At 69.9% G+C, this 18,888-nt stretch carries 15 protein-coding genes; 10 read left to right on the top strand and 5 right to left on the bottom strand.

Annotated features, from left to right (window positions below; genetic code table 11):
- The first annotated feature begins 256 nt into the window (after window positions 1-256).
- Window positions 257-1,081, top strand: coding sequence for an HAD family hydrolase (locus ACWD4G_RS37615; RefSeq protein ID WP_451301732.1), 825 nt, complete (start codon window positions 257-259; stop codon window positions 1,079-1,081).
- Between the two features lie 401 nt (window positions 1,082-1,482).
- Here the strand turns inward: ACWD4G_RS37615 and ACWD4G_RS37610 are convergent, their stop codons facing one another.
- A complete protein-coding gene (locus tag ACWD4G_RS37610; RefSeq protein WP_451301730.1) occupies window positions 1,483-2,316 on the bottom strand; it encodes an oxidoreductase in 834 nt (277 codons plus the stop codon).
- Window positions 2,317-2,474: 158 nt separating this feature from the next.
- Between ACWD4G_RS37610 and ACWD4G_RS37605 the strand changes: the two genes are divergently transcribed.
- Window positions 2,475-3,455 (top strand): ATP-binding protein, encoded by a 981-nt coding sequence (locus ACWD4G_RS37605; protein WP_451301728.1) that lies wholly within the window; start codon window positions 2,475-2,477, stop codon window positions 3,453-3,455.
- Window positions 3,456-3,467: 12 nt separating this feature from the next.
- Here ACWD4G_RS37605 and ACWD4G_RS37600 read toward each other — a convergent pair whose 3' ends face one another.
- Window positions 3,468-4,838 (bottom strand): hypothetical protein, encoded by a 1,371-nt coding sequence (locus tag ACWD4G_RS37600; protein WP_451301726.1) that lies wholly within the window; start codon window positions 4,836-4,838, stop codon window positions 3,468-3,470.
- A 310-nt stretch (window positions 4,839-5,148) separates the two neighbouring features.
- On the opposite strand from ACWD4G_RS37600, the gene ACWD4G_RS37595 reads away from it, so the two are divergent.
- The 6 genes from ACWD4G_RS37595 to ACWD4G_RS37570 all read left to right on the top strand — a co-directional run bounded on the left by ACWD4G_RS37595 (window position 5,149) and on the right by ACWD4G_RS37570 (window position 13,262).
- Window positions 5,149-7,542 carry a SulP family inorganic anion transporter gene (locus tag ACWD4G_RS37595; protein ID WP_451301724.1) on the top strand — a complete coding sequence of 798 codons (2,394 nt, stop codon included), beginning with the start codon at window positions 5,149-5,151 and terminating at the stop codon, window positions 7,540-7,542.
- A 170-nt stretch (window positions 7,543-7,712) separates the two neighbouring features.
- Window positions 7,713-9,671 carry an acetate--CoA ligase gene (gene acs, locus ACWD4G_RS37590; RefSeq protein WP_451301722.1) on the top strand — a complete coding sequence of 653 codons (1,959 nt, stop codon included), beginning with the start codon at window positions 7,713-7,715 and terminating at the stop codon, window positions 9,669-9,671.
- Between the two features lie 209 nt (window positions 9,672-9,880).
- Window positions 9,881-11,305: a Na+/H+ antiporter NhaA gene (nhaA, locus tag ACWD4G_RS37585; RefSeq protein ID WP_451301720.1), complete on the top strand. Its 1,425-nt coding sequence runs from the start codon at window positions 9,881-9,883 to the stop codon at window positions 11,303-11,305.
- Window positions 11,306-11,502: 197 nt separating this feature from the next.
- Window positions 11,503-11,982, top strand: a complete 480-nt coding sequence (locus ACWD4G_RS37580) for a phage holin family protein (RefSeq protein WP_451301718.1) — start codon at window positions 11,503-11,505, stop codon at window positions 11,980-11,982.
- Window positions 11,979-12,935: an alpha/beta fold hydrolase gene (locus ACWD4G_RS37575; RefSeq protein ID WP_451301716.1), complete on the top strand. Its 957-nt coding sequence runs from the start codon at window positions 11,979-11,981 to the stop codon at window positions 12,933-12,935. The genes ACWD4G_RS37580 and ACWD4G_RS37575 overlap by 4 nt, the downstream gene beginning before the upstream one ends.
- A 144-nt stretch (window positions 12,936-13,079) precedes the next feature.
- A complete protein-coding gene (locus ACWD4G_RS37570; protein ID WP_451301714.1) occupies window positions 13,080-13,262 on the top strand; it encodes a hypothetical protein in 183 nt (60 codons plus the stop codon).
- A gap of 36 nt (window positions 13,263-13,298) precedes the next feature.
- On the opposite strand, the gene ACWD4G_RS37565 is transcribed toward ACWD4G_RS37570, so the two are convergent.
- From ACWD4G_RS37565 to nth, 3 genes are all read right to left on the bottom strand, one after another.
- The gene (locus tag ACWD4G_RS37565; RefSeq protein ID WP_451301712.1) at window positions 13,299-14,498 is read right to left on the bottom strand and encodes a MarP family serine protease; all 1,200 of its coding nucleotides are present in this window, start codon (window positions 14,496-14,498) and stop codon (window positions 13,299-13,301) included.
- A 120-nt stretch (window positions 14,499-14,618) separates the two neighbouring features.
- Window positions 14,619-15,248, bottom strand: coding sequence for an NUDIX hydrolase (locus tag ACWD4G_RS37560; protein ID WP_451301777.1), 630 nt, complete (start codon window positions 15,246-15,248; stop codon window positions 14,619-14,621).
- 502 nt (window positions 15,249-15,750) lie between these two features.
- Window positions 15,751-16,797 carry an endonuclease III gene (gene nth / locus ACWD4G_RS37555; RefSeq protein WP_451301710.1) on the bottom strand — a complete coding sequence of 349 codons (1,047 nt, stop codon included), beginning with the start codon at window positions 16,795-16,797 and terminating at the stop codon, window positions 15,751-15,753.
- Between the two features lie 276 nt (window positions 16,798-17,073).
- Between nth and ACWD4G_RS37550 the strand changes: the two genes are divergently transcribed.
- The gene (locus ACWD4G_RS37550) at window positions 17,074-17,748 is read left to right on the top strand and encodes a Crp/Fnr family transcriptional regulator (protein WP_005476003.1); all 675 of its coding nucleotides are present in this window, start codon (window positions 17,074-17,076) and stop codon (window positions 17,746-17,748) included.
- 297 nt (window positions 17,749-18,045) lie between these two features.
- On the top strand, window positions 18,046-18,873 hold the full coding sequence (locus ACWD4G_RS37545; protein WP_451301708.1) for a nucleotidyltransferase domain-containing protein: 828 nt from the start codon (window positions 18,046-18,048) through the stop codon (window positions 18,871-18,873).
- The last annotated feature ends 15 nt before the right edge of the window (window positions 18,874-18,888 follow it).

Here is an 18,888-nt window from a genome sequence, read left to right as displayed (position 1 = left end):
TCCTGTACAAGGGCATAGGAATGCCCACGAGGGCGGACAGGCGCCTCGTGGGCGGCGATACGAAGGGGAAACGTGCCCGGACATGCGACGACCCCCACCGGGGGGGAGAGTGGGGGTCGTCTCCACGGCCGACTCGGGGGGGGAGGAGTCGGGCCGGGTTAGCACGGTCGCGAACGATCCGTGACTTCCATGGTGTACCCGAGAGCCATCTCAGGCAAACCCACGCGCCCCACACTAGCCCGAATGGTGGGCGCATATGCTCTGCCCCGTGGAAAACCACTCCTTGCCCCGCACAGCGGCCTTCTTTGACCTGGACAAGACGGTCATTGCGAAGTCGAGCACGCTCACCTTCAGCAAGTCGTTCTACCAAGGCGGTCTGATCAACCGCAGGGCCGCCTTGCGGACGGCGTACACCCAGTTCGTGTTCCTCGCGGGCGGTGCCGACCACGAGCAGATGGAGCGGATGCGGAAGTATCTCTCCACGCTCGTCCGGGGCTGGAACGTCCAACAAGTGAAGGCCATAGTCGCCGAGACCCTTCATGACCTGATCGACCCGATCATCTATGACGAGGCCGCCTCCCTCATCGAGGAGCACCACACCGCCGGGCGGGACGTCGTGATCGTCTCCACCTCCGGCGCCGAGGTGGTCGAGCCGATCGGTGAACTGCTGGGCGCGGACCGCGTGGTGGCGACCCGGATGGTCGTCGGCGACGACGGCTGCTTCACCGGCGAGGTCGACTACTACGCCTACGGCCCGACGAAGGCCGAGGCGATCCGGGAGCTGGCCGAGTCCGAGGAGTACGACCTCGCGGAGTGTTTCGCGTACAGCGATTCAGCCACGGATCTGCCGATGCTGGAGGCCGTCGGGCACCCCCACGCGGTGAACCCGGACCGGACCCTGCGCAAGGAAGCTCTCGCGCGCGGGTGGCCGATTCTGGACTTCCACCGCCCGGTCCGGCTGAAGCAGCGGCTGGCCGTGCCGCCGCGTCCGGCACTGCTCGCGGCAGCCGCCATAGGGGCCGCGGCGGCCACCGCCGGGCTCGTCTGGTACGCGAGCCGGCGCCGTGTGGCGACCGCCTGACCTGCGGTGCTCCTCACAATCCACCCTTCCGCGACCGGTTCATCCTCTTTGAACCCAAAAGTAAAGAAGCGCATCCAGGGCTTCCACTTGCTGATGTCCTGGAGTAGAAAGGAGTCAAGGCCCGCGAGACCAAAGGACATCCGAGAGGATCACCTTTAAAACTCATTTTGGCCCCACGGACCTAGCATGAACACCGGGCACCCACGCGACGTCGACCCGTCGATTACGGGCCAGCCGCACCAGGTGACGGGCAAGAGTTCCCGGCCTGATGGGCAACATATCGAGGACGCTTGGTAACCGGGTGGACATGCCAGCGGCGGTACGAATTCTCGTACCGCCGCAACCCTATTCGGGGCCCGCCACTTCCTGAGTTCTACGCGGCAAGCGCCCCGTTGGACGTGTTACGCCGCCCCGCGCTGCAGTGCCTCGCACACTGCCATCGACTCACGTGCGCCCAGTTCGACCGCCCTGCCGCAGTGGGCGATCCAGGCGGCCATGCCGTCCGGGGTGCCGGCGACATAGCCGTCGAGGGCGGCGAGATAGGCGGCACGGCCGAGTTCCGCGTGACCCACCTCGGCCGGACAGACGGACTTGGGGTCGAGGCCGCTGCCGATCAGCACGATCCGCTCGGCCGCGCGCGCGACGAGGCCGTTGTCGAAGCCGAAGGGCCGCAGCGCGAGCAGTTCACCGTGGACGACGGCCGCGGTCACGAGAGCGGGCGCCGAACTGCCCTTGACGATCAGTTCGGCGAGGCCGTCGAGTCGCCCGGAGACCTCGGCCGCGCTTGGCAGCGGCAGTTCGACGAGGGGTTCGTCGACGGGCTCGCCGTCCTGCCGGGGACGCCCCACGCGCGCGTGGTCCTCGCCCGCCGCCACCAGGTGCAGCCGGGCCAGTACCCGAAGGGGCGACTGCCGCCAGATGGACAGCAGTTGGCCCGCCTCGGCGGTCAGGCGCAGCGCGCCGCCCATGGTGCGCGCCTCGCCGTCGCCGTCCCCGCCGCTGAAGTCGGTGCGCCGGCGCACCTCTTCGAGCGCCCAGTCGGCGCCGGACAGCGCCGCCGAGCCGCGTGCGCCGCGCAGCGCCGCCTCCGAGGTGATCTCGTTGCTCCGCCGCCTCATCACACGGTGGCCATAGACCCGGTCCACGGCCTTGCGCACGGACTCCACGGACTCGGCCACACCGGGCAGCTCGCCCAGGGCCGCGAGCGGATCGGCGCTCGCACCTGTCGTACTCATGAGTACGACCCTACGCCCCGGCCCGCCGCCCCGGCGCTCGCGCCCACCGCGCCCCGGAGCCCCCGGGCGTCCCTCCGTTCTGCGTACAAACCCTCGAAGGAGTGGTCTTCCAGCACCATCGGACACGCCCGGCGATCACGTCCCTACTCTTGGTGAACATGAAAATTGCTTTCGTCGGGAAGGGCGGCAGTGGCAAGACCACGCTGTCCTCCCTGTTCATCCGCCATCTCGCCGCCTCCGGAGCCCCGGTCGTCGCCGTCGACGCGGACATCAACCAGCATCTGGGCGCCGCCCTCGGCCTCGACGAGTCGGAGGCCGCCGAGCTGCCCGCGATGGGCGACCGGCTGTCGCTGATCAAGAACCATCTGCGTGGTTCCAACCCCCGGATCACCTCCGCCGAGACGATGATCAAGACGACCCCGCCCGGCGAGGGCTCCCGCCTGGTGCGCGTCCGCGAGCCCAACGCGATCTACGACGCCTGCGCGCGTCCGGTGGAACTCGACGGCGGGGCCATCCGTTTGATGGTCACCGGCCCCTTCACCGACGCCGACCTGGGGGTCGCCTGCTACCACTCCAAGACGGGAGCGGTGGAGCTGTATCTGAACCACCTGGTGGACGGCCGCGACGAGTACGTGGTGGTCGACATGACGGCCGGTTCGGACTCCTTCGCCTCCGGCATGTTCACCCGCTTCGACATGACGTTCCTCGTCGCCGAGCCGACCCGGAGGGGGGTCTCCGTCTACCGCCAGTACAAGGAGTACGCCAGTGACTTCGGCGTCGCCCTGAAGGTCGTGGGCAACAAGGTGCACGGCCAGGACGACCTCGACTTCCTCCACGCCGAGGTCGGGGACGACCTGCTGGTCGCCTTCGGGCACTCGGACTGGGTGCGCGCCCTGGAGAAGGGCCGACCGCCCCGTTTCGAGCACCTGGAGGAGGCCAACCGCAGGGCCCTGCGCACCCTTCACGACGCCGCCGACGCCACGTACGAACTGCGCGACTGGGAGCGCTACACCGAGCAGATGGTGCACTTCCACCTGAAGAACGCGCACAGTTGGGGCAATGAACGGACGGGGGCCGACCTGGCTGCCCAGATCGACCCCGGCTTCGTCCTCGGCGAGGCACTCCTGGCCACCGCCTGAGTCCGTGTCCGCCTACCGCCCGGGCGTGGCCGCCGGAGCCCCCGGGACGCCCTTGGGAGCCGGGGCCGGGGCGGCGGACAGGAAGGTCTTCCAGCCCTGTTTCGGGGCCTGGCCGACAGCGAGGGTGCGCAGTTTGTCCAGGACCTTCGGGTCCTGGGCGTCGAGCCAGTCGGCCAGTTGCCGAAAGGAGACACAGCGCACTTCGGGCTTGCCGCAGACCGTCTCGATGGTCTCCTCGACGGCACGCATATAAACGCCACCGTTCCAGGACTCGAAGTGGTTGCCGATGATCAGGGGCGCGCGGTTGCCACCGTAGGCGCGCTCGAAGCCCGCGAGCAGGCCGTCACGGAACTGGTCGCCCCAGTACTGCCGTTTGGCCGCGGGACCGGGCCGGGCGCCGGACTGGTTCATATAGAAGTTGTAGTCCATGGTCAGCGTCTCGAACTTGCGGCCGGGTACCGGGACGAGTTGCATCGACAGGTCCCACAGACCCTCTTCCTTCTCGGGCCAGACCTGGTTGTCGACGCCGCTGGTGTCGTAGCGGAAGCCCAACTCGCGGGCGGCCCGCATGAAGTTCTCGCGCCCCTCCAGGCAGGGGGTGCGGGCGCCGATCAGTTCCTTGTCGTAGTCGAAGGGCAGGGGATCGGCGTTCCGTGTGCCCGTGTTGGTCTTCCACGCCTTCACAAACGCCTTGGCCTGGGCGATCTCGCTCTTCCACTCCTCGACCGACCACTCGCCGACCCCGCCGCCCTTGCCGCAGAAGTGGCCGTTGAAGTGCGTGCCGATCTCGTTGCCCTCCAGCCAGGCACCCCGCAGTTGTTCCACGGTGTCCTTGATTCCGCGGAGGTCGTTGAAGCCGATGTCCGAGCGCCCCGGTGAGTGCTGCGGCGGGCGATACCGGTCCCGCTTCTCCTCGGGCAGCATGTAGACGCCGCTGAGGAAGTACGTCATCGTCGCGTTGTTGGCCCGGGCGACCCTACGGAAGTGCGAGAAGAGCCGCTGACCGTCCTCGCCCGCGCCGTCCCAGGAGAAGACCACGAACTGCGGGGGTTTTTGACCGGGCTTCATCCGCTCGGGGCGGGGCAGATGCGGCTGAGCCCCGGTGTACGCGGTGGAACCGTCGCCGATCAGCCGCATCGCGACCTTCGGCGGCGCCTGCGCTCCCTCTTTCGCGCCGCGTGCGCCCCGCCCGGCCGCTTGCGCCCCCTCCCCGCCTCCTCGTCCCGCTTCCCGCGCGTTCCGCTCCTCGGCGTCCCTCCCGCTCTCCTGCCGGTCCTTGCGTACGTCCGTGGGGCCCGCGTCGTCGGTTCCGCAGCCGGCGAGCGCCACGGCGCAGGTGGCGGCCAGCGCGACGCCGACGGCGATCCTCTGGGTGACGGCCATCTTCCGCCCACCTTCTTCCTTTGCTCAGGGGCAGAGGGGCCAACGTCGCACGGAGCTTCAGATTTGATTTGTATGACAAGCCGATGAAATGCGAGATTCACCCGACTGAGTGATTGACTAACCCATTTGCCACTAATGTCCTTGCACATCCTTTACTCTGCATTACGATTCGTTTACTGAGCGTTGAGAAATCCCGCCTGAGAAATCCCGCCACTGAATGCCGTGACCCACGGCCGCGAACCGCCCCCTCGCCGTCGAGCGAGGGACCACTTGTCACGCGACCGCGCAGCCCCGGAGGAGACGGGAGAACATGTCCGCCTGCGTACCCACCCGCGCCACCGACCCGAACGAGAACCGGACGGGTCGCGACCACCGGCCGCACAGCCCCCCTGAGGGACCGCGTCGCCGGTTCCCCATCTCGGGCGCCGATGTATCGGCCTCGATCTCGGTCTTCCTGATCGCCCTGCCCCTGTCGCTGGGCATCGCCCTCGCGACCGACGCGCCGCTTCCGGCCGGCCTCGTCGCCGCCGCCGTCGGCGGTCTCGTCGCCGGGCGCCTGGGCGGCTCACCACTGCAGGTCAGCGGCCCGGCGGCCGGCCTCACCGTCGTGACCGCCGACCTCATCCAGCAGTACGGATGGCGGGCCACCTGCGCCATCACCGTCCTCGCCGGCCTCGCCCAACTGGGCCTGGGCTGTCTGCGCGTGGCCCGCTCGGCGCTCGCCGTCAGCCCCGCGATCGTGCACGGCATGCTCGCCGGCATCGGCGTCACCATCGCCGTCGCCCAGCTGCACATCGTGCTCGGCGGCACCCCCCAGAGCTCGGTGCTCGCCAACATCGGAGCACTGCCCGCCCAGTTGGTCCAGTTGCACCCGGCCGCCGTCTCCGTGAGCGCGCTGACCCTGATCGTGCTGTTCACCTGGCCCCGGCTGCCCGGGCGGGTCGGCCAGGCGCTGCGCACCGCCCCGGCGGCACTGGTCGCGGTGACCGCCGCCACCACGGTCTCCGCCCTCGCCGGACTGCGGCTGCCCAAGGTCGACCTGCCGTCCTGGCGCAGCCATGCCCTGGCCGCGCTGCCCGACGGTCCGGCGCTCGGCCTCGTCGCCGCCGTGGTCACCACCACGCTGGTGTGCAGTGTGCAGTCCCTCCTCGGTGCCGTGGCCACGGACAAACTCGCGGCGGGGCGGACGGATGTACGGCGCTCCGATCTCGACCGCGAGCTGCGCGGCCAGGGCATGGCCAACGTCGTCTCCGGAGCGCTCGGCGGTCTGCCCGTCGCCGGTGTCGCCGTCCGCAGCACGGCCAATGTGCAGGCCGGTGCCGTCAGCCGGAACTCCACGATGCTGCACGGCGTTTGGGTAGTAGCGGCAGCACTGCTCCTGATCCCCGTCCTGGAGCTGATCCCCCTCGCCTCACTCGCCGCCCTGGTGATGGCCGTCGGGGTCCAGATGGTGTCGCTGCACCACATCCGCACGGTCACCCGCCACCGTGAGGTGCTGGTCTACGCCGTCACCACCGGCGGTGTCGTCCTCCTCGGTGTCCTGGAGGGCGTCGCGCTCGGTATCGCCGTGGCCGTCGGTGTCGCCCTGCACCGCCTCACCCGCACGCGTATCACCCATGAGGAGAAGGAAGGAGTCCATCACATCCATGTGCGGGGACAGTTGACGTTCCTCGCCGTGCCCCGGCTCAGCCGCGCTCTGCACCAGGTGCCCCAAGGGGCGGGTGCCGTCGTGGAGTTGGACGGATCGTTCATGGATCACGCGGCGTACGAGTCGTTGCAGGACTGGCAGCACGCACATCGCGCGCGTGGCGGCTCCGTGGAGATCACCGGTCGCGCGGGCACCCGTATCGCCGAGCCCGCCGGTGCTCTGCCGGGCGGTTGCCGCTGCCGCCCGTGGACGGCGTGGCGCAACCACCAGTGCGAGGCCCCGGCCACCGCCCCCGCCGGAGCGCCACAACGGGAGGCGGGCGACGGTCCGAGCGGGCATCAACTGGCGCGTGGGATCAGCGCCTTCCAGCGCAACACCGCGCCCCTGGTGCGCGGTGAGCTGGCCCGGCTCGCGCGCGAGGGGCAGCGGCCGTCGCAGCTCTTCCTGACCTGTGCCGACTCCCGCCTCGTCACCTCCATGATCACCTCCAGTGGCCCGGGTGACCTCTTCGTCGTACGGAACGTCGGCAATCTGGTGCCGCTGCCCGGCGAGGAGAGCGGGGACGACTCGGTGGCGGCGGCCATCGAGTACGCCGTGGAGGTGCTGCACGTACGGTCGATCACGGTCTGCGGGCACTCCGGATGCGGGGCCATGCAGGCCCTGCTCAAAACCGACCCCGGCGGCGCCCGGACGCCTCTGAAGAGATGGCTGCGGCATGGGCTGCCCAGTCTGGAGCGGGCCACCGACAAGGAGCGTCCCTGGGCGCGGCTCGCCGGGCGGGAGCCCGCCGACGCGGTGGAGCAGCTCTGCCTCACCAACGTCATCCAGCAACTGGAGCATCTGCGGGCCCATGAGTCCGTGGCGCGCGCCCTGCGCGAGGGGGCGCTCCAACTGCACGGGATGTACTTCCACGTGGGCGAGGCCCAGGCGTATCTGCTGACGGAGGACGCACCGGACGGCGGCGTCTTCGACCAGGTCGCCGCAGTGGCCGGACCGGCCGACGGCACGGACGCGACCGGGCCGAACGGGACGATGCTGCACGACACACGCGCATGAACCGATTCTTCTCCCGGTCCGTGACAACGGGTGAGCCCTCGTCGGGGGCCACCCGGTCCCACAGGTCTAAACCAATCCCAGGAAGCCCCTTGTCATCGGGGGTCCGGGTCTGATGAGCTGTGGCCTGGGACACAACGGTCGCCCCGGCAAAGCACCGTAAGGGAGATGTCGTGAGCAACGAAAGCCTGGCCAACCTCTTGAAGGAGGAGCGACGCTTCGCGCCGCCCGCTGACCTGGCCGCGAACGCCAACGTCACGGTGGAGGCGTACGAACAGGCCAAGGCTGACCGGCTCGGTTTCTGGGCGGCGCAGGCACGCCGACTGACCTGGGCCAAGGAGCCGACCGAGACGCTGGACTGGTCGAACCCGCCGTTCGCCAAGTGGTTCCAGGACGGCGAGCTCAACGTCGCGTACAACTGCGTCGACCGGCATGTCGAGGCCGGCCACGGCGACCGGGTGGCCATCCACTTCGAGGGCGAGCCCGGCGACAGCCGCGCCCTCACCTACGCCCAGCTCAAGGACGAGGTCAGCAAGGCGGCCAACGCCCTGCTGGAGCTGGGAGTTCAGTCGGGCGACCGAGTCGCGGTGTACATGCCGATGATCCCGGAGACGGCCGTGGCGATGCTCGCCTGCGCGCGTATCGGCGCCGCGCACTCCGTAGTCTTCGGCGGCTTCTCGGCGGACGCGCTCGCGACGCGCATCCAGGACGCCGACGCCAAGGTGGTCATCACCGCCGACGGCGGCTACCGACGCGGCAAGCCCTCCGCACTCAAGCCGGCGGTCGACGACGCCATCGAGCGTGTGGACAACGTGGAGCACGTCCTCGTCGTCCGCCGCACCGGCCAGGACGTCGCCTGGACCGAGGGCCGGGACGTGTGGTGGCACGAGATCGTCGAACGCCAGTCCACCGAGCACACCCCGCAGCCGTTCGGCGCCGAGCACCCGCTGTTCATCCTCTACACCTCGGGCACCACGGGTAAGCCGAAGGGCATCCTGCACACCTCCGGCGGCTACCTCACCCAGACGTCGTACACCCACCACGCCGTCTTCGACCTCAAGCCGGAGACGGACGTCTACTGGTGCACGGCCGACGTCGGCTGGGTCACCGGCCACTCGTACATCGTGTACGGGCCGCTGGCGAACGGCGCGACGCAGGTCATGTACGAGGGCACGCCCGACACCCCGCACCAGGGGCGCTTCTGGGAGATCGTGCAGAGGTACGGCGTGACGATCCTCTACACGGCGCCCACGGCGATCCGGACGTTCATGAAGTGGGGCGACGACATCCCCGCGAAGTTCGACCTGTCCTCGCTGCGCGTCCTCGGTTCGGTGGGCGAGCCCATCAACCCCGAGGCATGGGTCTGGTACCGCAAGCACATCGGGGCCGACGCGACGCCGGTCGTGGACACCTGGTGGCAGACCGAGACCGGCGCGATGATGATCTCCCCGTTGCCGGGTGTCACCGAGGCAAAGCCGGGCTCCGCGCAGCGCCCGCTGCCGGGTATCTCCGCGACCGTCGTCGACGACGAGGCGAACGAGGTGCCGAACGGCGGCGGTGGCTATCTGGTCCTCACCGAGCCGTGGCCGTCGATGCTGCGCACGATCTGGGGCGACGACCAGCGGTTCCTGGACACGTACTGGTCGCGGTTCGAGGGCAAGTACTTCGCCGGTGACGGTGCCAAGAAGGACGACGACGGGGACATCTGGCTCCTCGGGCGCGTGGACGATGTGATGCTGGTGTCCGGCCACAACATGTCGACCACCGAGGTGGAGTCGGCACTCGTGTCGCACCCGTCCGTCGCGGAGGCGGCGGTGGTCGGCGCGACCGACGAGACCACCGGTCAGGCGATCGTGGCCTTCGTGATCCTGCGCGGTACGGCCGACGCTGAGGACGACAACCTCATCGCCGATCTGCGGGGCCACGTCGGGGCCACGCTCGGACCGATCGCCAAGCCCAAGCGCATCCTGCCGGTGGCCGAGCTGCCGAAGACCCGCTCCGGCAAGATCATGCGCCGACTGCTGCGGGACGTCGCGGAGAACCGCCAGCTCGGCGATGTCACGACGCTCACGGACTCCACGGTCATGGACCTCATCCAGGCGAAGCTGCCCGCGGCGCCCAGCGAGGACTGAGCCACCCGCCCCCCTTCCCGTGGGGTCGCACCCACACACCCAGAACGCCCGGCGTGAGCGCGCCGGGCGTTCCTGTGCCTACGGTGAGGTCCACCGGACGGTCCCCCTCACAGCTTAGGTACGCTAATAAAAAACACGTCAATCTCAGGTGCGCCGGGAAGTCTGGTCGGCATGAGTTCTGTGCTGCCCACCGACCGGAGGCCCCCGCCATGACCGCCCCCCGCACCGCCACCCGCAAGCTCCTCGGACGCCTCTCACTGCCCGAACGGAACTTCGTGGCGGACGCGTTGCGCACCGAGACCGTCGGCGGTGTGCTGCTCCTCGTCGCGGCGGTCACCGCACTGCTCTGGGTGAACGTTCCGGCACTGCACGACAGCTACGAGACCGTACGGGACTTCCACTTCGGACCATCAGCGCTCGGGCTCCATCTGTCCGTTGAGCACTGGGCCGCCGACGGACTGCTCGCGATCTTCTTCTTCGTCGCCGGTATCGAACTCAAACGCGAACTGGTCGCGGGTGATCTCCGCGACCCCAAGGCCGCGCTGCTCCCGGTGGTCGCCGCGCTCTGCGGTATGGCCGTGCCCGCGCTGGTCTACACGCTCACCAATCTCAGCGGCGGCGGCTCGCTCGCCGGCTGGGCCGTGCCGACGGCCACAGACATCGCGTTCGCGCTCGCCGTACTGGCCGTCATCGGCACCTCGCTGCCCTCGGCGCTGCGCGCGTTCCTGCTGACCCTCGCCGTCGTCGACGACCTCTTCGCCATTCTGATCATCGCGATCTTCTTCACCGACGACCTCGACTTCGCCGCGCTGGGCGGCGCCTTCGTCGGCCTCGCCGTCTTCTGGCTGCTGCTGAGGAAGGGCGTACGCGGGTGGTACGTGTATGTTCCGCTCGCGCTGGTGATCTGGGGGCTGATGTACAACAGCGGCATCCACGCCACCGTCGCGGGTGTCGCGATGGGGCTCATGCTGCGCTGCACCCGGCACGAGATCACCGGGCCACAGGGGCGCGAACAGGAAGCGCACTCCCCCGGCGAGCGCATCGAGCACCTTGTGCGCCCCCTGTCGGCCGGGCTCGCCGTACCGCTGTTCGCGCTGTTCAGCGCGGGTGTCGCGGTGTCAGGAAGCGCGCTGGGCAAGGTGTTCACCCAGCCGGAGACGCTCGGCGTGGTGCTCGGGCTGGTCGTCGGCAAGGCGGTCGGCATCTTCGGCGGGACCTGGCTGACGGCCCGCTTCACCCGGGCCTCCCTCTCCGACGACCTGGCCTGGCCGGACGTCTTCGCGGTCGCCTCACTGGCCGGGATCGGTTTCACCGTGTCGCTGCTCATCGGCGAACTGGCCTTCGAGGGCGACCCGGCACTCACCGAGGGCATCAAGGCGGCCGTCCTCATCGGGTCGCTCATCGCGACGGTCTGCGCGACCGTTCTGTTGAAGATACGCAACGCCAAGTACCAGGCGCTGTGGGCCGCCGAGGAGCGCGACGACGACCTCGACGGCATCCCCGACATCTACGAGGAGGACGACCCGGCGTACCACCTGCGCATGGCCGAGATCTACGAGCGCAAGGCCGCCGAGCACCGCAGGCTTGCCGAAGTGGCGGGCGGGGCAGGCGACGGGGACGGCGGTCCGGCATGATCTGACAGGACCGTACAGAACGCGGGCGGTCCCCGACGTCGTACGAAACCTGCCGGCGCCCCGGGGATGTCACGGAGTTTCAGAAGCCCGCGCGCTTCAGAAGCCGCGCGCCGCAGAAGCCCGTACGGCCGCGGACACACGGACCTTCGGACATGCGAAAGACTTCGAAGCACACTTCGAAAGACAGGGAGACCCCGATGAGCGCACCCGACGGCAGCCCGGTCGGTGCCGAACGCAGTGTCGGTCAGCTGTTCGCCTCGGCGACGGCCGAGATGTCCGCGCTGGTGCACGACGAGATCGCGCTGGCGAAGGCCCAGCTCAAGCAGGACGTCAAGCGCGGTGTGGTCGGCGGCGGGGCGTTCACGGCGGCCGGCGCGGTGCTGATCTTCTCCCTGCCGATGCTGAGCTTCGCCCTGGCGTACGGCATCCGCACCTGGAGCGACTGGAACCTGGCGATCTGCTTCCTGCTGTCGTTCGCGGCGAACGTGGTCGTCGCGCTCGTCCTCGCGCTCATCGGCGTCGTCTTCGCCAAGAAGGCCAAGAAGGGCCAGGGACCGCAGAAGGTCGCCGCGTCCATGAAGGAGACGGCGGGCGTCCTGCAGAACGCCAGGCCCCACCCCCGACGGCCCGCCCGGACCGACGGCGCCGTCGAGCCTGTGGCACGCTCGACCTCATGACGGCCCCCGCCACCCCGCCCGTTTCCGGTCACCCCGCCTCGGTCGTACGACTCGACGTGCCCGGCGCCAAAGAGGTGATCCACCGGGACGTGGCCGCCAACGGCGCGCGTTTCCACATCGCCGAGATGGGCGAGGGGCCGCTGGTGCTGCTGCTGCACGGCTTCCCGCAGTTCTGGTGGACCTGGCGGCACCAGTTGGTCGCCCTCTCCGACGCGGGCTTCAGAGCCGTGGCCATGGATCTGCGCGGGGTCGGCGGCAGCGACCGTACGCCCCGGGGTTACGACCCCGCCAACCTCGCCCTCGACATCACCGGCGTCGTACGGTCCCTCGGGGAGCCCGACGCCGCGCTCGTCGGCCATGACCTGGGCGGCTATCTGGCGTGGGTCGCGGCCGTGATGCGCCCCAAGCTCGTACGACGGCTCGCGGTCTCCTCGATGCCGCATCCGAGGCGCTGGCGGTCGGCGATGCTGTCGGACGTCAAGCAGACGGCCGCCGGGTCATACGTCTGGGGGTTCCAGCGGCCCTGGCTCCCCGAGCGGCAGCTGACCGCCGACGACGGCGCGCTGGTGGGGCGGCTGATCCGGGAGTGGTCGGGGCCCCGGCTCCCCGACGACGAGGCCGTGGAGGCGTACCGGCGGGCGATCTGCATCCCGTCGACGGCGCACTGCTCGATCGAGCCGTACCGGTGGATGGTGCGGTCGCTGGCCCGCCCCGACGGCTTCCAGTTCAACCGGCGCATGAAGCGTCCGGTTCGGGTGCCCACGCTCCATGTGCACGGTTCACTCGACCCGGTGATGCGCACGCGCAGCGCGGCCGGTTCCGGTGAGTACGTCGAAGCGCCGTACCGCTGGCGGCTGTTCGACGGACTCGGCCACTTCCCGCACGAGGAGGACCCGGTGGCGTTCTCCTCTGAGCTGATCAACTGGTTGAAGGACCCCGAACCCGACCGGTGACCTGTGTGTTCCGGCCGGTGGACCGGTGGGAGGCCGTCACGGGGCGTGGACTTGTGTTCCACGTACAGCCATGTGCCCGGCGCATAGGCCAATTGGGGGGCGTGGGGGAGGTTATCGACCTTGGGGCGGGGGCACACGTCGGACATGGGCTGGACGCACGACTACAACGACGTAGCACGCAACCGCCGCTCGACCGGGGGCCTCGGCTCCCAGAGGGGCACCCCGCAGTTCGCGGGGACGGACACCGATCTCCGACTGGGCATTCCGCGCATCCTGCGCCGCCGGGCCCGGTGGGTCTCGGCGCGGCTGCGTCACCCCCGTCCCTGAGCCTTCAGGACCTCATCACACCGGCCCGGCGGGGCCTCACAGGGCACAGCTGTCGCTGTCCACCTGCTGGTTGGCCGTACGACCCTCGGCGATGTCCTCCTGGACCTCGTCCGCGGTGAGCGCGTATCCCGTGTCGGGGTCGTCGAGGGACTTCGCGAAGACGACGCCGTAGACCTCGCCTTCGGGCGTGAGCAGCGGCCCGCCGGAATTGCCCTGGCGGACGGTCGCGTACAGCGAGTAGACGTCGCGGCGGACGGTGCCCCGGTGGTAGATGTCGGGGCCGTTGGCCTCGATCCGGCCGCGCACGCGCGCGGGGCGGACGTCGTACGCGCCGTTCTCCGGGAAGCCCGCCACGATCGCGTCGTCGCTGCTGGTGGCGTCCTCGGTGGCGAACCGCAGCACCGGCGCGTCCAGGCTCGGCACGTCCAGTACGGCGATGTCGCGCTCCCAGTCGTAGAGGACGACCTTGGCGTCGTACTTGCGGCCCTCGCCCCCTATCTGGACGGTGGGCTCGTCGACTCCGCCGACCACGTGCGCGTTGGTCATCACGCGGCGCTGGTCGAAGACGAAACCGGTGCCTTCGAGGACCTTGCCGCAGCCCTGGGCGGTGCCCATGACCTTGACGATGGACTGCTTGGCGCGCTGGGCGACCGCGCTGTTCGCGAGGGCGGGGTCCGGGGGCTGGACGTCGGTGATCTCCTCGTTCGCGAACGGGCTGAAGACCTGCGGGAAACCGTTCTGCGCGAGGACCGAGGAGAAATCCGCGAACCAGGTGTCGGCCTGACGGGGCAGAGCCTCCGACACCCCCTTCAGCACCTGGGAGTTACGGACCTCCTTGCCGAGCGTCGGCAGCGTCGTCCCCGCGAGTGCCGAACCGATCAGCCAGGCGACCAGGAGCATCGCGACAACGTTGACCAGGGCGCCGCCGGTGGCGTCCAGGGCGCGGGCCGGGGCCCAGCTGATGTAGCGGCGCAGCTTGTTGCCCAGGTGGGTGGTCAGGGCCTGGCCGACCGAGGCGCAGACGATCACGATGACGACGGCGACGACCGCGGCGGCCGTGCTCACCTCGGAGTTGTCGGTCATCCAGTCCCAGATGACCGGCAGGGTGTAGACCGCGACGAGGCCACCGCCCAGGAAGCCGATCACCGACAGGATGCCGACGACGAAGCCCTGGCGGAAGCCGACGATCGCGAACCAGACGGCGGCGACCAGCAACAGGATGTCCAGCACGTTCACCGCTTCAAGCCTCGCCTCGTCACTTCGCGATCACTACCCGTCGGCCGGGAATCCGGCCCGGCGCGCGGCGGCAGAGGCATATGAGGCTCCCCCGAACGACGCGGCACGGCAGACACCCTGTCATGAGCGCCAGTCGAGCGGGACCTGCTTGCCCCGGTCCCAGGGGCGCTCCCAGCCCGAGTAGTGCAGCAGGCGGTCGATCACTCCGGCGGTGAAACCCCACACGAGGGCCGATTCGACCAGAAATGCCGGGCCTCGGTAGCCACTGGGGTGCACGGTGGTCGCACGATTGGCCGGATTGGTGAGATCTGCCACGGGGACGGTGAACACGCGCGCCGTCTCGTTCGGATCGACGACCCGGACCGGGCTCGGCGCCCTCCACCAGCCCAGCACCGGTGAGACGACGAAGCCGCTGACCGGGATGTACAGCTTGGGCAGCACGCCGAAGAGCTGGACTCCGGACGGGTCGAGGCCGGTCTCCTCCTCGGCCTCGCGCAGGGCCGCCCGCAGCGGACCCTCGGCGGCCGGGTCGCCGTCCTCCGGGTCCAGGGCGCCGCCCGGGAACGACGGCTGGCCCGCGTGCGATCTCAGCGAGCCGGACCGCTCCATGAGCAGCAGCTCCGGGCCCATGTCGCCCTCGCCGAACAGGATCAGTACCGCCGACTGCCGCCCCGCCCCGTTCTCCGGCGGCAGGAAGCGGCTCAGCTGTAGCGGCTGCACCGTCTCGACGACTCGGACGATCGGGTCCAGCCAGTCGGGGAGGCCGGTTCGGTCGAGGAGGGATCGGCCGACGCCGACATGGGCCTGGGGGCCGTCGCCGTGCGGGTGAGGGGCGTACGGGGCGTCGTGGCCGTCCCGCTCGCCCTGATGTCCGTCCCGCGCGGGACGGGTGTCCTGTGCGGGACGGATTTCCTGTGTGGGCCGGGTCTCCTGTGCGGGTCGCTCGCCGCGCGCGTGGTGGGCTTCCGGCGTGTGCCGCTCGTCCCGGGCGCGGAGGTCCTCCCGCGATTGGTGATCGTCGCGCGCGTGGTGATCGCCGCGCGCCTCGTGTGCGTTGTCCGTGTCCGCGTCGCCGCCTGTTCGGCTTGTGCGTGTCATAGCCACCCCCGTCGTTCATTTCGTCCCAACGCCCGGGGTTCGGCTGATCGTTCCGATCGTGGCGGGAGTCCCTCGTGTGGGTGGCGCGCGGGTAGCCGGTCCACGCCGGGGTCGCTCGTGGCGGGGCCCGTGCCGGGTCGTGGTGTACGGGCCGTCATCCGGCGGCTCCGAGGGGCTGGGCCGGGATGCCGCCCGCGTCGAGGTAGGACTGCGGAGGCTTCAGACGCTGGCCGGGGAAGCCGCCCTTCTCGTACTTCAGCAGCTTCTTGGCCTTCTCGGGGTCGGTCTCGCCCTCGCCGAACGCCGGGCAGAGCGGGGCGATGGGGCAGGCGCCGCAGGCCGGTTTGCGGGCGTGGCAGATACGGCGGCCGTGGAAGATCACATGGTGCGAGAGCATCGTCCAGTCGCTCTTCGGGAAGAGTCCGCCGATGGCCGCCTCGATCTTGTCCGGGTCGGTCTCCGCGGTCCACTGCCAGCGCCGTACGAGCCGCTGGAAGTGCGTGTCCACGGTGATTCCCGGCCGGCCGAACGCGTTGCCGAGCACCACGAAGGCGGTCTTGCGGCCGACGCCGGGGAGCTTGACGAGGTCTTCGAGGCGGCCGGGGACCTCGCCCTCGTGATTCTCCACGAGAGCCTTCGACAGCCCTATCACCGATTTCGTCTTGGCCCGGAAGAACCCGCACGGCCGGAGGATCTCCTCGACCTCCTCCGGGTTGGCCGCCGCCAGGTCCTCGGGGGTGGGGTACTTCGCGAAGAGCGCCGGTGTCGTCTGGTTCACCCTCAGGTCGGTCGTCTGGGCGGACAGGACCGTGGCGACGATCAGCTGGAAGGAGTTCTCGAAGTCCAACTCCGGGTGGGCGTACGGGTACACCTCGGCCAGCTCGCGGTTGATCCGCCGGGCACGGCGTACGAGGGCGGTGTGCGACTCGGGCCTGCCCGGGGCGGCCGCCGTCTTCTTGGAGGTGGTCGTTCCCTTCGCCGCGGCCGCCTTCTTGGTGGGCGCCGTCGCCCGCATCGCGAGCGCGGTCGCCTCCGCCGCGGCCTTCGTCGGCGCCTTGCGCGGGGCAGTCCTCGCCGCCGTCGCCTGCGCCGCGGTCTTCCTCGTCGTCTTCTTTGTCATGGTCTTCTTCGCCGCCGAGGCCTCCGACACCTTCGTCGCCTTTGCCGTTTTCTTCGCTCCCGAGGGACCCTGTTCGCCCATAGCGGAATCGCGACGTACAACCACCCGCCCAGCCCCCTTGGCCTGTGCTCTCACCGGCGATTTGGACACCCGGCCAGCCTAAAGCCCGGCACCGACATCCGCTTCAGGCCCAGAAGATCGGCCCCCAATTGGACCCCTGGCGCTTACCTCAGGACATGTGTGCGGCATCCTTGTGACAGATCACACTGTTTGGACCATCCGGCAAGATGGGGAACACGGTCCCCTGGTACTACAGGGAGCAAGATCCCCTGAGCAGGTCGACAAGGGAGAGAACTCGTGGACGACGTTCTGCGGCGTGCCCCGCTCTTCGCGGCGCTCGATGACGAGCAGGCCGCGGAGCTCCGCGCCTCCATGAGTGAGGTGACCCTCGCCCGCGGTGACGCACTCTTCCATGAGGGCGACCCCGGCGACCGCCTCTACGTGGTCACCGAGGGCAAGGTCAAGCTGCACCGGGCTTCGCCCGACGGCCGCGAGAACATGCTGGCCGTACTGGGCCCCGGTGAGCTGATCGGCGAGCTGTCGCTGTTCGACCCCGGTCCGCGGACGGCCACGGCCACCGCGTTGACCGAGGTCAAGTTGCTCGGCCTCGGACACGGCGACCTCCAGCCGTGGCTGAACGCGCGGCCCGAGGTGGCCGCCGCGCTGCTGCGCGCCGTCGCGCGGAGGCTGCGCAAGACCAACGACCAGATGTCCGACCTCGTCTTCTCGGACGTGCCCGGCCGTGTCGCGCGTGCGCTGCTGGACCTCTCCCGGCGCTTCGGTGTGCAGTCGGAGGAGGGCATCCACGTGGTGCACGACCTCACCCAGGAGGAGCTGGCCCAGCTGGTCGGCGCGTCCCGCGAGACCGTCAACAAGGCGCTCGCCGACTTCGCGCAGCGGGGGTGGCTGCGGCTTGAGGCCCGGGCCGTGATCCTGCTGGACGTGGAGCGGTTGGCCAAGCGGTCGCGCTGACGCGGGGGCCGGCGCTCTGGCGCCGGTCTACTTGCTGGGGGCTGCCATCCCCGGCCCTCGCTGCGGATCTTGGGGTGCCCTGGGTGCTTGTGTCCTCGGGGTGCCCTGAGGGCATGTGTCACCGCGGGTGCGTCGTGGTGCATGTGTCACCGCGGGTGCGTCGTGGCTGATCGCGCCCACGCGGCCAAGCCGCATATCGACGCGGCCCCGCGCCCCTTTTCGGGGCCTGGGGCCCCCTCAGGGCCCGCCTCCCGGAAATCGTCTGACACCGGGGGACTCTCGGGGCACAGTGGGCCCATGGCTGGAACTGAAGCGCACAGAGGGCTGGACAGTCGGGGGTTCATCGCGCGGGAAGGGGCCCTCGGGCGGGTGGCCGGGGTGTTTCGGCCGGTCGTGGTGGCGGCTCGGGATCGGGTGTTGGAACTCTTCGGGGATCGGCTGCACAGCGCGTATCTCTATGGGTCGATTCCCCGGGGGACCGCCCGCGTGGGGCGCAGTGATCTCGATGTGCTGGTAGTGCTCCGTGAGGAGCCCTCGGAGGCCGATCGGGCGGAGGCCCGGGCGTTGGACGAGGCGCTCGACAAGGAGTTTCCGCAGATCGACGGGGCCGGGACGCTGCTGGAGAGCCGGGCGCGGGTGCTCAGTGAGGTCGAGCGGTACGACCTGGGGTGGTTCGTGGCGTGTCTGTGTACGCCGTTGCTGGGTGAGGACCTGGCCGAGGATCTGCCCCGGTACCGTCCGGACTCGCTGCTCGCGCGGGAGACCAACGGTGACCTCGCGGTGGTCCTGGAGAGCTGGCGGGAGCGGATCGCGGAAGCCTCCTCCGAGGAGGACCGACGGCGCCTCGTGCGGGGCTGTTCGCGGCGGCTCGTCCGTACCGGGTTCACCCTTGTCATGCCCCGTTGGAACGGCTGGACCAGCGATCTGCGCGAGATGGCGGAGGTGTTCGGCCGGTACTACCCGCAGCGGGCCGACCAGATGCGGGCCGCTGCGGTCGCGGCGTACGCGCCGGAGGCCGATCCGGGCGGCCATGCCGCCGTTCTGCGGTCCTATGTGGACGACCTGGGGCCCTGGCTGGCCGAGGAGTACGCGCGCGTGCACGGCGTCAAGGCTCCGCGCCCCTGAACGTCTCGTCGTCCG

Source organism: Streptomyces sp. NPDC002643, assembly GCF_053592555.1.
Note: the sequence above shows the minus strand (reverse complement) of the source record. Positions and strands in the feature narration are given on the sequence as shown.